This is a genomic window from Sagittula sp. NFXS13 (genome assembly GCF_040148795.1).
Taxonomy (GTDB): Bacteria; Pseudomonadota; Alphaproteobacteria; order Rhodobacterales; family Rhodobacteraceae; genus Sagittula; species Sagittula marina.
Map to the genome: position 1 here is coordinate 344,761 of NZ_JAGEMH010000001.1, position 13,703 is coordinate 358,463.

General features: G+C 62.6%; 10 protein-coding genes and 1 riboswitch. Of the genes, 3 read left to right on the top strand and 7 right to left on the bottom strand.

Annotated elements, in window-relative coordinates:
• Window positions 1–35 precede the first annotated feature (35 nt).
• A riboswitch (cobalamin riboswitch) is annotated at window positions 36–242 on the bottom strand.
• A 133-nt stretch (window positions 243–375) separates the two neighbouring features.
• From J4E08_RS01670 to J4E08_RS01690, 5 genes are all read right to left on the bottom strand, one after another.
• Entirely contained in the window at window positions 376–1,425 is a 1,050-nt protein-coding gene (locus J4E08_RS01670; protein WP_349537018.1) for a glycosyltransferase family 2 protein, read from the bottom strand.
• A gap of 55 nt (window positions 1,426–1,480) precedes the next feature.
• Window positions 1,481–2,182, bottom strand: a complete 702-nt coding sequence (locus J4E08_RS01675) for an FkbM family methyltransferase (RefSeq protein WP_349537020.1) — start codon at window positions 2,180–2,182, stop codon at window positions 1,481–1,483.
• A 1-nt stretch (window position 2,183) separates the two neighbouring features.
• Complete coding sequence (locus tag J4E08_RS01680; protein WP_349537021.1) at window positions 2,184–4,649, bottom strand: glycosyltransferase family 2 protein; 2,466 nt, start codon at window positions 4,647–4,649, stop codon at window positions 2,184–2,186.
• A 1-nt stretch (window position 4,650) separates the two neighbouring features.
• Window positions 4,651–5,289 carry a sulfotransferase gene (locus J4E08_RS01685; protein WP_349537022.1) on the bottom strand — a complete coding sequence of 213 codons (639 nt, stop codon included), beginning with the start codon at window positions 5,287–5,289 and terminating at the stop codon, window positions 4,651–4,653.
• An 82-nt stretch (window positions 5,290–5,371) separates the two neighbouring features.
• Window positions 5,372–6,421 (bottom strand): glycosyltransferase family 2 protein, encoded by a 1,050-nt coding sequence (locus tag J4E08_RS01690; RefSeq protein WP_349537023.1) that lies wholly within the window; start codon window positions 6,419–6,421, stop codon window positions 5,372–5,374.
• Between the two features lie 204 nt (window positions 6,422–6,625).
• On the opposite strand from J4E08_RS01690, the gene J4E08_RS01695 reads away from it, so the two are divergent.
• The 3 genes from J4E08_RS01695 (at window position 6,626) to J4E08_RS01705 (ending at window position 11,293) form a co-directional block, all read left to right on the top strand.
• Entirely contained in the window at window positions 6,626–7,534 is a 909-nt protein-coding gene (locus J4E08_RS01695) for an AAA family ATPase (protein ID WP_349537024.1), read from the top strand.
• A 103-nt stretch (window positions 7,535–7,637) separates the two neighbouring features.
• A complete protein-coding gene (locus J4E08_RS01700) occupies window positions 7,638–8,888 on the top strand; it encodes a vWA domain-containing protein (RefSeq protein WP_349537025.1) in 1,251 nt (416 codons plus the stop codon).
• A gap of 134 nt (window positions 8,889–9,022) precedes the next feature.
• Window positions 9,023–11,293 carry an OmpA family protein gene (locus tag J4E08_RS01705; protein WP_349537026.1) on the top strand — a complete coding sequence of 757 codons (2,271 nt, stop codon included), beginning with the start codon at window positions 9,023–9,025 and terminating at the stop codon, window positions 11,291–11,293.
• 93 nt (window positions 11,294–11,386) lie between these two features.
• Here J4E08_RS01705 and J4E08_RS01710 read toward each other — a convergent pair whose 3' ends face one another.
• Complete coding sequence (locus J4E08_RS01710; RefSeq protein WP_349537028.1) at window positions 11,387–11,806, bottom strand: hypothetical protein; 420 nt, start codon at window positions 11,804–11,806, stop codon at window positions 11,387–11,389.
• Between the two features lie 103 nt (window positions 11,807–11,909).
• The gene (locus J4E08_RS01715; RefSeq protein ID WP_349537029.1) at window positions 11,910–13,520 is read right to left on the bottom strand and encodes a peptide chain release factor 3; all 1,611 of its coding nucleotides are present in this window, start codon (window positions 13,518–13,520) and stop codon (window positions 11,910–11,912) included.
• Between the last annotated feature and the right edge of the window lie 183 nt (window positions 13,521–13,703).

Sequence of the window (13,703 nt, forward strand, 5' to 3'; positions counted from 1 at the left end):
GAATGGGACCGTAGCTCCTGACGCGCCCCGCGTCTGGCTGGGTGATCTCTTCGGCAGGTCTCCTGACTTGTGGGTCGCAGCTTGGCCGGTCCTTCCCGCGCAGGCAACGCCTGACGCAGTGGTTTCATCCGGCTTCACTCGCCACTTACAGTTGCGGGGGCAGTCACGGCATTGGGCCAGATCGCCCGCACCGCATTCCCTATTATCCGGAAAGTGTCCGGACCGAAGCAGCGCCTGACTAGCCGGGCCGCGCACACGGGGAAAGCTGTCGCTTGGTCGTAGAGCGCGCGGACGCAAGGAGTGCGGCGCGAATGCAACACCGCGCGGCCGATATTTGGTGCACGTGATCTGCGCAGGACGATACGGCGGTCGCCCTCAGTCCGTGTCGTCGCTTTGCCGGGCCATCGTGGCGTGCCGGGCCAGAAACCGCGCGGCGTCCAGGGGAACCGGGCGCGCCGGGGGCGTCATCAGGAGCCGGGCAAAAAGCGCGCGCATGGGCTCCTGCGCCAAAAGCGCCTCGAACCGCGCCTTGCGCCATGCGACGGCCTGCGTGTGCAACAGGTCTAGCACCGGATCAGCGGCAAACCCTGCTCGATGCTCCGCCACCCCCGGCAGATCAAGCACGGAACGGTCTTCGGCGACACACCAGTTCCTCTCCACCCAGTAATCCATTCCAAGCGATTGATCCGCATGCACCGCGCGGCCCCGGTCGGCCTTGAGCACGTAGCTTTCCATCGCGCCGAGCGGGTAGTGGTTCAGTTGCGCCATGGCGTACATGGGTCGCCCATAGTTGGAAAAGATCCGGCGGGTGCGGAACTGTGCATCCAGCGCGTTGCCGCATCCATCCACCCACCGCCCCTGATCTACCCGGTCGGGATCGGGGTTGCGCGGCCGATGCACGCCGAGCTTTCGGTAGGTGCCATCGTTGCGGTAGAGCGTCTTGAACATCGCCGCGCGCCACGGCCAATGCATGATCTCGGGCGCGGCGCGGGTGAATTGTTCAGGGATCGGAGTGTCCTCGAACCGCACCACGCCCGCATTGCCGAACAGCCGCCACGTGAGCGTAATGGCGTCCGCGTCGGGCAGGGCAGCGATCAGGCCGGGCAGGGTACGGTCGCCCACGTGGACGTTCACGAATTCGTCGATGTCCAGCGACAACAACCAGTCAGCCTCCCGCACCGCGCTGCATGTGTCTGCCAGTTTCAGCCCGGTGAACTGGATGCCGCCCTTGTCATAGGGGCCATCGTTGCGGATGTGGGTCACATGCCCCAGCTCGGCCAGCCGATCCAGCATCGCATCTGTGCCATCGTCACAGGCGTTGGACAGGGCCACCACATGTGTCACGCCACAGGCCAGATGATGCGCCATCCAATCCAGCAAGAAGGCCGCTTCGTTGCGGACGAAAAGCACGGCTGTGATGTTCATGTATCGCAATCCTGTGGCGTGTTTCGGGCCTGAACCTGACAGACCCTGCGCGGCGTCACCAGCCCTTGCGGAAGGTCACGACCTTCTGTTCCGAGGCTTTCGGGAAATAGCTCAGGCCGGCCTTGTGCATGGCGTCAAACACCGCTTGCACGCCGCTTTGACCGATCCATTGCGGGTGCAGCTCGATCACCGCCACACGCAGGCCGGTCCAATCCCCGGCGGGCAGCACATCGGCCTCCGCGCCTTCGATGTCGCACACCAGAACATCCGGTTTCACCTCATCCAGAACCGGGCCAATGGCGTGCTGATCGATCTGGGCGGTCCCGGTGATCAGATCCGTGTCAATGGTGCCGTCCATCGAGGACGCAAGGAAATTTTGGCGAATGTAAAACGGCACGGGGTCGCCGCCCTCCGGCGTCAGCAGCGCGTTGCGGACCTCCGCGACCTGCACCCCGTTGGCGGCATGAACCGAGCGGATGTAGTCGATCAAAGACGGGTTCGCCTCGTAGGACACGACCCGCTTGACCTTCTTCTTCACCGACAAAAGCGTCGACATGTAGCCCATCCCCGCCCCCAGTTCGAGCACGGTATCCCCTTCGCGCACCACGCGCATCACGGCGTCGCACTCCTTGCGCTCGTAAGTGCCCTGCTTCAGCGCAGCCCGCACGCGACCGGTGGTCAGCTCCGGATGCTTCGGTATCTTCAACCCGCGGGAGCGGATGAAGGGGCTGGGCGTGATGACTTCTTCGTCCTCCATGTCAGTTCTCCAGATCAAGGGACAGCGCGTAGGCCACCCGTTCCGTTTCCGTCAATTTCAACGACAGCGCCTGCTGGTACAGCTCTTCGAATTCCGGGATTCGGTGAAGCTCATCTGCCTTGGCGCGATGCCAGTCAAAGGCCCGGCGGTGCCAGTCCTTCAACACCGGGTCCGCCATCAGCCGATCCAGTTCTGCGCGCAGCCGGGGCAGGTTGCGCTTGATCGTCACGTCGCGGTGCACCGACCAATCCATGCGAATCCAGTAGTTTATGCCGATGCTGCGGTCCACGTGCAGGGCGCGGCCGCGCTGGCGTTTCACCAGATAGCTTTCGGCGGAGCGCAGCGCATAATGGTTCAACTGGATCAGGTCATACCCTATGGATTTCTTCGACGAGCGCCAGCCGTTCCGGATCGCCTCGGAGGTCATGTCCTTGCCCGAACCGTTCACCCATTTCACCTGCGCCTCCATCCCGTCAGTCAGCTTGTTGGGACGATGGCAGGACATTTTGGCGTAGGCGCCCATGTTACGGAACATGGTTTTGAAACCCCAGACGGTGTGCGGCTTGGGGCAGAATTTCGGGGCACAGGTGTCGAACTGGTCGATCACCGGGCGATCCTCCAGCGTCACCACATCATTGTGGCCAAACAGCCGCCAGGTCATCGCCACGTTGGTCGCATCCGGCACGGCGGCAAAGAAATCGTCCAGCGTGCCGTTGCCGGTCCGGATGTTGACGAACTCATCCACGTCGATATGGGCGATCCATTCAGCGGTCTTGATCACCGGCTCAGTCAACGCATTGTCCAGCGCGAACTGTTGCGGACTGTTGCCGGACCAATTGTCGTTATTGCGGTGCTGCACAAGGCCAAGCTCTTGCAACCGATCCAGAATTTCGCGCGTCCCGTCAGTGCAGTCATTGGTGTAGATCAGGAAAGTGTCAAAGCCGATGGCGCGGTGATAGGCCACCCATTCCAGGATGTAGGGACCTTCGTTCTTCATGCAGCCGACGATCACGCGGCCAGAGCTGCCCGAGGGAAAGTCGCGCTTCAAAGAGGGCGTGTAATCAACGCCTTGCACGTCTTCCTTCACCTTGCCCATTCGGTTGTGCGGGGCATAGGGGGAGGTCTGTAGCTTGACGAAGTTCTGTTTGGCCAGATCCGGCATCAGACGCCGCGCGCTGGGGGTCAGCAGCGCATCAACATCGTTGGGGACCATGGGGCGCTCGGCTGTGGCTGCGGCGTGCAAAGCAGGTGAAACATCGGCGGCCGCACCAGCCATTTCCGAGCCCGATCCCTTCGTGGCGTTGCCCATCGGGGACAGTGGCGCTGCGCCAACGCGCGCAAGGTCGGCGGCCTTGTTTGCCAGTTCTTCCTTCGTCGCCTGATTGATCCGCCGGCGAAACGCCATGAGGTACTGCGTCGCGCGAAAGCCGCGTGTGGGGTCCGCCTCAGCCCAATCGGCAACGGGCGCGTCCGGTGCCATCAGCCCATCCGGCAGATCATGTTCGGCGCAGAGCATTTTGATATCGTTGGAAAATCGGTTCGACAGCGCCTGTAGGCTGCCGGGCGCGATGGGTGGACCATGCACCTTTATCTCCCCCAAAAGCTTGCGCCACAATTGTCGGGGCAGAATGACGTTCTCGCGCGCCAGCAACCGCAGGGCCGCGTCGTTGAACAGGCGACAGCGGGTCATCCACGCCGCCGGGGGCTGCTCTGGCGGCGTCCAGGGGTCGGCCTTGCCGATGGTCTCCACGATGTCAAAGGCCGCGCGGCATTCCTCCGGCGCGGTCTCCGACGACAGCACATCCAGATCGGTGGCGCGCAACCGCATGGCACCGGGGCCGAAAACCGCCTCCCATTCGGACGTCATCCGCCTGAAATCGAGCCAGAACTGCGCGCCTTGCACCTCTGCGAACACGCCCGCCTGCGGGTCCGGCGCGGGACGTGTGCGCAGCGCGTCATCCCAGAACGACGGCGCATCACAGCAGGCCAACTCCGCCTCCAGCGATGTGGCGCGCCCCTCCAGCAGTTGCGCGGTGTAGCGCCGCACAGCCATGCGCGCCGGATCATCCAGATGTGCCACGATGCGAATATCGTCGGACATCGGCGACAGCAGGGCCTTGAGCCGCGCCAGCTCCGACCGGGTGACCAACGACGTTCCCAGTTGATGCGCCGACAGGATCACCGTGTGACAGCCAGAGCGCGCCACTTCCTCGGCCAGTTTGCTGGCCACATCATCATGCAAAACCTGCTGTTTCTCCGGGGTGATGTACCCACGATTGAAGCGCAAAGAATCCACGTTGGCAGGGTCGCTGACAGCCATGAAAAGCCGCGTGTGGTTTCTTGCACCGGGAGATCGGGCATACAGCACGCCCTTGGACCTCAACTGGTCGCGCTTGGCATCAAGGATCCGCTGCACCCGGTCAGAGGTCGCGGCATCCGGGCCGATATGAACAAAGATCCGTGTCACGTTACCGGGTCTCCGCCGGGGGCTGCGTAACGTTCTCACGTCCCCACCAGGGCAACGGCAAACCGATAAACGCCGACAACTTTTCGGCTGCATCCGGCGCGCCGACATCCAGTTGCAGATAGTTATCGCGGCCCGCGAACACGTCGCGGTGCATGTCGAGCATGGTCTCGATCCACGTCACACGCTCGGTCCAATCCTTGCCAAAACCGTGCGGCAGGCCGGGGATATTGGCCTGCGCGACGCGTTTCCCCATGTTGCGGAAATTGTCCATGCTGGCGCAAATCGCCTCCGGCGGGCGGGTCGTGGTCACGAACTTCACGTCCGGGTTCTTGTCCCGCATGGCTTTCAACAAGGCGTAATCGCACTGCGGAAACAGCGCGAGCGGCGGCTTCAGCCCGCTGATTTCCGTCAAGGCATCGTAGAAGTCCAACAGCTCCAGCGGATTTCCCGTCGCATACCAACTGGTGTAGATGCCGGCCCCGACAAAATCGCGCCGAATTCTGGTGTCGTCTGTGTGCTCTCCGCGCACGCGGTGATCCGCAACGAATAGGCCCGCTTCTTGCAGCGCGCGGGCAAAGGTGGTCGTGCCGGTCTTTGGCAGGCCAAGGTTGACGATCTTGAGGCGGCCAGTCTGGGTCATGTCACGGCCTTCATACGCAAGATTGGAGCGCAGCAGCGCTTGCCAAATTTGTCCCGCCCCGATCCGCGCATCACCAGTGGTATCATGCCAACCCCAGCTCCGTCATCAACGCGTACTCACCGGGAGGATAGGGGGGCAGCCCCTTCAAATGTGCAAACATCTCTCGATAGTGCGGTTGCGCCATCAATTCGTCCCGCTTCGCCTTGTGCGCGGCCACGGCCCGGGCGTGCAGCGCGCCGATCCGGGCGTCTGCCTTCAACGCCTCGAGGGCCGCTTCCAGCTTCGGCAGATAGCGTTGTATGCTGGTGTCCTGCCACGCCGGATCGTTGCGTTCCCGCCAATAGGTGTCGTCAAAGGCGCGATTTTCGCGGTTCACATCCCCGCGGTCGTTCTTCACCAGATAGCTGTCGAGAGAGCGCAACGCATAGTGGTTCAACGTCGCGAAGGCCCGCGCCCCGGCGGCGGGAAACTTGCGGATCCGGCGAGGGTTGTCGGCCACAAGGAACTTGTGCGGCACATCCCGGCCCGCCCCATCAGTCCATGCTGGATACGTCCCTTCGGCGATGCCCTTCTTGAAAAACGGGCGATGCGCGCCGAAGTACTGCAACGGGAAATCCTTGCGCACCAAAGACTTCACCTCGATTGCCGTCTCGCCACACCACAGGTCGGGGTTGTGCGAACGATCGAACTGCACGATCACCGGCCGGTCTTCGAACGCATCAACGCCGCCATTGGCGAAAAACTGGAAGGACACGGAAATCGCCTGCGGATGGCCGCAGGCCGCGATCAACGACGGGATCGTGTGATCGCCCACATGGATGTTGAGGAACTCGTCCACATCGGCCACCCAGACCCAGTCGGCCTGTTTCACAACCGCCTGATGCGCCGCGTTCTTCAGCGCCTCCATCTGGTAGTTGCGGCCCTTCGCGGGGTTGGGCAAATGAACGACGTTGCCAGCCAATTCAGCCAGATCATCCCGTTCCGCCAAGGCATCCAGCAGGGTATCGGTCCCGTCGCTGCAGTCGTTGGAATAAAACAGGTGATCTGTCACGCCCAGCAGGCGGTTGAAGGCGATCCATTCCAGCAGGAAGGGGCCTTCGTTCTTTACGCATGTGACGGCGGTGATGCGCATCGGCGCTCCGCTTCCTTCGTGTTCGTGAGGCGGTTCGGCCTGCTGTCCCATCCCGGGTTGGCCCCGATGCATTATATGCACGAATCATTACATTCCGGTGGTCCCGCGTCAACGTCCACCCGAACCGCAGGGTGCAGTGTGCGACCTTCGCGCTATTGACCCCATGCCTGCGGGCTGGGACACCTCTCCCCCAAGGAGAGAGACATGACCATTCCCAAAACGATTGACGAGGTACAGGCCCGCCTGTCCGAGACCGGCTACGTGTGTGGCCGCGCGCTGGCGACCGTGGTGTTCTTGTCGCTGAAACTGGGCCGCCCGCTGTTCCTCGAAGGCGAGGCAGGCGTCGGCAAGACAGAGATCGCCAAGGCCCTGGCCAAATGTCTGAACCGCCGCCTGATCCGCCTGCAATGCTACGAGGGCCTCGATGCGTCGAGCGCCGTCTACGAGTGGAACTTTCCGGCGCAGATGATCGCCATCCGCACCGCAGAGGCGGCAGGCACACAGGACCGGACCGCTCTGCAGACAGAGCTGTTCGGCAAGGACTACCTCATCGAACGCCCGCTGCTGCAAGCGATGCGCCCCGATGAAAACGGCGCACCGGTCCTGCTGATCGACGAACTCGACCGCACGGATGAACCGTTCGAGGCATTCCTGCTGGAGGCGCTCTCCGACTTTCAGGTCACCATTCCCGAAATCGGAACCATCGCGGCGCCCGAACCGCCCATCGTCATTCTGACCTCCAACCGCACGCGCGAGGTGCACGACGCTCTCAAACGTCGGTGTCTCTACCATTGGGTCGATTACCCCAACTTTGACCGCGAGGTAGAGATTCTGAACGCCCGGGCTCCGGAGGTCTCAGAGCAGCTCTCAAAGGAAATCATCGCCTTCGTGCAAGCGCTGCGCACCGAGGACATCTTCAAGAAGCCGGGCGTCGCGGAAACCATCGACTGGGCCAAATGCCTGCTCGCGCTTGATGTGGTCGATCTCAGCCCGCAGGTGATCTCCGACACCCTTGGCGCGATCCTCAAATACCAGGACGACATCGCCAAGATCGGCGGGACGGAGACGGCCCGCCTCCTCAAGGACGCCAGAAAAACCCTCGAAGAGGCATAAGCCGCCAATCAGGGCACCAGGCCCGGGCTACTTTTTGCTTTCGAAATACATCCGGGTCCGGGGCAACGCCCCGGTCCCCAAGGCCGCACCAAGGACCGCACCCATGGCAGAATACATCCCGCTGTCCGTGCCGGACAATCCAAGACTGGCGCAGAACATCATTCATTTCGCGCGCGCCCTGCGTCGTGCGGGCTTGCCCATCGGGCCGGGCCGCGTGATCGAGGCCATCAAGGCCGTGCAGGCTGCCGGTTTCACCGACCGCATGGACTTCTACTGGACATTGCATGCCTGCTTTGTGAACCGTCCGGAACATCGCATCGTCTACGCCCAGATCTTTCGCCTGTATTGGCGTGACCCCCGGTTCCTTGAACATATGATGTCCATGCTGCTGCCCGCCGTGCGCGGCGTCCAGGAGGAAAAGCTGGCCCAGGCCGCCGAGAAGCGCGCGGCTCAGGCGCTGTTGGGCGACGAGATGCCGGAGATGCCCGAACCGGAGCAGGAACAAGAGGCCGAGCAGATCGAAGTCGACGCCTCCTTCACCATCTCCACCGAGGAAAAGCTCAAGACGCTGGATTTCGAGCAAATGTCGCTCGACGAGATCGCGCAGGCCAAAAAGATGATCGCGCAGCTGACCTTGCCGGTGAAGCCGATCAAAAGCCGTCGCTCCATGGCGGCCTCTCACGGCAAGCGCACCGATCACCGCAAGACGATCCGCGACGCCCTGCGCAAGGGCGGGGAAATCCGTGCCGTCGCCCATGCCAAGCCGCGCTTGCGGTGGCCCAACCTTGTGGTGCTTTGCGACATCTCCGGGTCGATGAGCCAGTACAGCCGCATGGTGCTGCACTTCCTGCACGCGGTCGCCAACGAAAAGGGGCAGGGCTGGGCGAAGGTGCACGCCTTCACCTTTGGCACGCGGCTCACCAACATCACCCGCCACCTTGCCACCCGCGACGTGGATGCCGCGCTCAAGGCCGCCGGGGCCGAAGCGCAGGATTGGGAGGGGGGCACACGCATCGGCGACTGCCTGCATGATTTCAACAAGCACTGGACCCGCCGCGTCATGGGGCAGGGCGCTGTCGTGCTGCTGATCACGGACGGGCTCGACCGGGATGCCGCCTCCGACCTTGAGAAGGAAATGCAGCGCTTGCAGCTGTCCTCCAAGCGGCTGATCTGGCTGAACCCCTTGTTGCGCTGGGACGGGTTTGCGCCCAAGGCCAGCGGCATCCGTGCCATGCTGCCGTATGTGGACAGCTTTCGCGCCGGCCATTCCATCCAGTCGCTAGAGCAACTGGCCGAAGCGATCTCCAAACCCGACGACGCAGGCGAAAAGGCCCGTCTCATGGCGATGCTGTGACGCACAACGGCCTGCCATGAGGGCGTTCTGACGCTGCCCAGCGTTAAACCGCCTGTTTCAAATGCGCCACGCAACCGAATGCCTTACCGCGCGTTATAAGCTCAAGCCCCGTCGGGGCATTGAGAGGAGACATAATGAAAACTCGCAAGTTTCTTACGGCGTCGACCGCCGCTCTGGCGCTCAGCGTCAGCAGCGTCGCACAGGCCCAGAACGCTGCCGCCAACCTGCCGAACGGCCAGGTGAACCAGATTGTCGACGCGCTCACCGACCTCTGCGCCACGGGCGAGGCGCTCCCCGAGGCATTGGATTGTGCCCTTGTGGCCGAAGCACAAGCGGACCCGTCCAAGCAGCCTCAGCTTATGGACATGGCCGCGGACCTTGCAGCTGACGGCGTTGACCTCCCTGCATCGGGAAAGTTGATGCAACTGGCGCAGGCTGACACGCAGGCGACCGTCGCAGCTGATGCAAATGCCGAGGCTGCCGCGCCCACCGAGGACGACCTTGCCGCCGCGTTGAAAGCACAGGCTCAAGCCGCTGCCGACGACCTTCAGGCGCAGGCAGACAGCGCTCAGGCCGAAGCCGAAGCGACAGTTGCCGAAGCAGAGGCCGCCGCGCAGGCCGAAGCTGAGCAAGCAGCACAAGCCGCAGCCGAAGCACAGCAGGCCGCCGAGGCAGACGCCGAACAGGCAGCCCAGGCCCAGGCAGAGGCTGAACAAGCAGCTCAAGCCGAGCAAGAGCAGGCCGCTCAGGCCGAAGCAGAGCAGGCAGATGCTGAGGCTGCCGCACAAGCACAAGCAGACGCCGAGGCGCAGGCACAGGCAGAAGCCGACGCACAGGCTCAAGCCGACGCAGCCGCGCAAGCGGATGCAGAGGCTGCGCAGCAGGCCGACACGACCACAGATCCGCTTCCGCAGGTTGAAGCCGAAGAAAACGCAGACGCCGCCGCTGGTGCTAATGTTGCCTCCGAAGGCAATGCCGCATCAGAGCCAGACGTTGCATCCGGCACCCAAGACGGGGAGGCAACCGCTCAGACCGAGGTGCCAGCACTCGACGAAGACGAAGTCGCTGCGCCCCTGACCGATAATCCTGAGGCGCCGGTGGCCGACACCGGTATTTCCTCAAGCGATCTTGCACAGGCCCTTGAACAGGCCGGCCTAGATGAATCCGCCGAAACGGTGGCCGAGGCCGAAGCCGCTGCCGAAGCGCAGGCACAAACCAACGCCGAGGGCGAAATGGATGCCGAAGCTCAGGCGCAGGCAGATGCCAATGCGCAGGCGCAGGCCGATGCCGTCTCTCAGGCCGACCAATCGACCGCTGCCGCTGCAGCCGGTGAAGGTGCTTCTGGCAACGAGCCGGAAGTGGTCGAAGAAACCGTGACCGCAGACGACGTGCGCAGCTCCACCGAGGACTTCGCCAACTCCGTCACCGCCGCCCCGACCGACACTTCCGCGCAGGAGCTGGAGGACGCCAAGGACCGTGCCCGTGACAATGGCAGGGACGCGGAACGCGCGCGCACTGTCGCAGGTGCCGCACTTCTGGGGCTCGGCGCAGTCGCGCTCAACGAAATCCTCAAAGGCGACGAAAAGGTTGTGTCCAACAGCGGTGACCGCGTGGTGATCGAGGACAACGGCAACTTCCGCGTGCTGCGCAACGACGACGTCCTGCTGCGCCGTCCCGGTGCTGATGTGACCACCTACCGCTACGACGATGGCTCCACCCGCAACGTGGTGACCTACGAAGACGGCACCGTGGTCGAAACCATCAAAGCCGCCGATGGCCGCGTTCTGCGCCGCTCGCGTACCTTGGCCAATGGCAACGAGGTCGTTCTGTTCGATGACACGCAAGCCACGCAAGAGGTGGTCATCAATGACCTGCCGCAGGTGAACGCAACCCGCCCGCGTGAGCGTGTGGTCTACCGTGACACCAACGACAACGATGCCCTTGCCCGTGCGCTGTCCGCTCAGGAGATCCAGGGCGTCAACCGAACGTTCTCGCTCAACCAGGTGCGTAACATCGAGAAAGTGCGCCAACTGGTGCCCGAAGTGACCGTTGACACGATCAACTTTGAAACCAACAGCGCCGCCATTCGTGCCGTCGAGGCCGAAGAACTGTCGGCTCTGGGCAACGCCATGCGCGATGCCATTGATCGTAACCCCGGCGAAGTCTTCCTGATCGAGGGCCACACCGACGCCGTTGGCAACTATGCCTATAACCTTGCCCTGTCCGACCGTCGTGCAGAATCCGTGGCGCTTGCCCTGACCGAGTACTTTCAGGTGCCGCCGGAGAACATGATCCTGCAAGGCTACGGTGAAAGCGACCTTGTCGTGCCGACCACACAAGCCGAGCGGGCCAACCGCCGGGCCGCCGTGCGTCGCATCACGTCGCTGCTGCAAGCTCAGAATTGATCTGACACTGGTTCCGCGATGTAAAAAGCGCCCCCGCAGGACACTGCGGGGGCGCTTTCATATCCGGGCCTCATATCGGCAATTGCGAGCGGCTCACTGAGCCACTTGGGCATCCGTCAAGAAGACCGCGCGATAGGTCTCGGTGCTTTCATCGAAATTCAATGTGCCGCGCACCTTCACTTCCGTCGCTTCCGGGATATCCTCCATCGGCTCGGACAGGTGGACTTCCAATGTGGGACCATAGCCGTTCGACCCGCAAAACGGGCAGTCCTCAGGATCTGGTACGATCAGGAACTGGCTGACGTAAGGCTGCGCTTCGACCGGCACGTAAAATCCGGTGATCTCGAAAGCCTCCGCCTGCGCGCGCAGCGCCTCGGGGATGGTTTTTTCGACCTTCCACTCGGTCTCCGTCTCGGTTTCGGCGTATTCGATGCCGGTGATCAGCTCCCATGGATTGGCAAAGGCGGGAGCCGCGACCAAACAAAAGGCCGCGAAAAGAGAGGGGACGCGCATGAGAACCTCCTTTGGTTTGATTGAGACATAAAACGAAGGGCGCCACTCTGCCAGAGGGCGCCCGTCACGATGGCGATTTGGCGCTTGTTCGGCGCGGCGTGTCTCAGACCATCATTTCCTTGGTCGCGGACAGCGTGACATCCGGATAATCGCGCTCGATCCGGTCGATGTCCCACTGAAGCCGCGTCAGGTAGACCACATCGCCGTCATTGTCGTAGCTGATGTGCTGCTTGTTGGCGTTCACGAACTTTTCGACGGCGTCCTTCTCCCCGTGCACCCAGCGGGCGGAGGTGAATTGCGACGGGTCAAAGCGGACCGGCAGGCCGTATTCCATCTCGATCCGGCTGCCCAGAACCTCGAATTGCAACGCGCCAACGACGCCCACGATAAAGCCCGAGCCGATCATCGGTTTGAACACCTTGGCCGCGCCTTCCTCTGCGAATTGCATCAGCGCCTTTTCCAGGTGCTTGGATTTCATCGGATCGCCCGCCCGAACGCCCTGCAGCAATTCCGGCGCAAAGGACGGGATGCCCGTGACCTTGATCGGCTCGCCCTCGGTCAGCGTATCGCCGATGCGCAACTGCCCGTGGTTCGGGATGCCGATGATGTCACCGGCCCAGGCTTCTTCCGCCAATTCGCGGTCGGAGGCGAGGAACAGCACCGGGTTGGAAATCGCCATGGGCTTCTTGGTGCGCACATGGGTCAGCTTCATCCCGCGATGAAAGTGCCCGGAAGCCAGACGGACAAAGGCCACGCGGTCACGGTGCTTGGGGTCCATATTGGCCTGCACCTTGAACACAAAGCCGGTGACCTTCTTTTCCTCAGGCGCGATTTCCCGCGGTGTTGCCTTCTGGATCTGCGGCTCCGGCCCGTAGGTGCCGATGCCGTTCATCAGTTCCTGCACGCCAAAGGAGTTGATGGCAGAACCAAACCAGATCGGGGTCATATGGCCCTCGAGGACCGACTGCGGGTCAAGCGTTGGCAGCAGTTCGCGCGCCATCTCGACCTCTTCGCGCAGCTTTTCCAGCAGGCCAGCGGGGATGTGCTGTTCCATGCGCGGATCGTCGAGACCTTCCAGACGGATGGACTCCGCGACCTTGTTGCGGTCGGCGCGGTCCATCAGCTCCAGCCGGTCGTTGAGCATGTCGTAACAGCCCAGGAAATCGCGGCCCATGCCAATCGGCCAAGAGGCCGGCGTCACGTCGATCGCAAGGTTTTCCTGAATCTCGTCAATGATATCAAAGGTGTCCCGCGCTTCACGGTCCATCTTGTTGCAGAAGGTCAGGATCGGCAGATCGCGCAGGCGGCAGACCTCGAACAGCTTCTGCGTCTGGCTCTCCACCCCCTTCGCCCCGTCGATCACCATCACGGCGGCATCCACGGCTGTCAGCGTGCGATAGGTGTCCTCAGAGAAGTCCGAGTGACCGGGCGTGTCCACAAGGTTGAAGCGGAAATTCTTGTCGCCGCTGGCAAAATCGAACGACATGGCGGAGGCCGAGACAGAGATGCCCCGGTCCTTTTCCATCTGCATGAAGTCCGAGCGCGTGCGCCGTGCCTCGCCCTTGGCCCGCACCTGACCGGCCATCTGAATGGCGCCCCCATAGAGAAGGAATTTTTCAGTCAGCGTCGTCTTGCCGGCGTCCGGGTGCGAAATGATCGCAAAAGTCCGGCGGCGGGCGATTTCAGGCGGAAGGGTGGGGCGATTGTCAAGCATGGCGCGCAGATAGCGTGAATTCGAGGTCTCGTCCATTGGCGAAGTTGCGCCGCTTGGCGCCGAAGCGTTTTGAGTATTTCTAAAAGCAAGGAAGCCTGGGGTGGCTTCGTCGCGCCGGACATATGATCGGGAACTCTGTGCCATGGCTTTGGGTTTGATGTGCAGATCAGACAGGGAGTGACT

What these genes read in the sequence shown, in the direction of transcription:
- J4E08_RS01670 (WP_349537018.1), bottom strand. Translation starts at nt 1,425, where the DNA reads ATGAACATCACAGCCGTGCTTTTCGTCCGCAACGAAGCGGCCTTCTTG.
- J4E08_RS01705 (WP_349537026.1), top strand. Translation starts at nt 9,023, where the DNA reads ATGAAAACTCGCAAGTTTCTTACGGCGTCGACCGCCGCTCTGGCGCTC.
- J4E08_RS01710 (WP_349537028.1), bottom strand. Translation starts at nt 11,806, where the DNA reads ATGCGCGTCCCCTCTCTTTTCGCGGCCTTTTGTTTGGTCGCGGCTCCC.
- J4E08_RS01700 (WP_349537025.1), top strand. Translation starts at nt 7,638, where the DNA reads ATGGCAGAATACATCCCGCTGTCCGTGCCGGACAATCCAAGACTGGCG.
- J4E08_RS01695 (WP_349537024.1), top strand. Translation starts at nt 6,626, where the DNA reads ATGACCATTCCCAAAACGATTGACGAGGTACAGGCCCGCCTGTCCGAG.
- J4E08_RS01690 (WP_349537023.1), bottom strand. Translation starts at nt 6,421, where the DNA reads ATGCGCATCACCGCCGTCACATGCGTAAAGAACGAAGGCCCCTTCCTG.
- J4E08_RS01685 (WP_349537022.1), bottom strand. Translation starts at nt 5,289, where the DNA reads ATGACCCAGACTGGCCGCCTCAAGATCGTCAACCTTGGCCTGCCAAAG.
- J4E08_RS01675 (WP_349537020.1), bottom strand. Translation starts at nt 2,182, where the DNA reads ATGGAGGACGAAGAAGTCATCACGCCCAGCCCCTTCATCCGCTCCCGC.
- J4E08_RS01715 (WP_349537029.1), bottom strand. Translation starts at nt 13,520, where the DNA reads ATGCTTGACAATCGCCCCACCCTTCCGCCTGAAATCGCCCGCCGCCGG.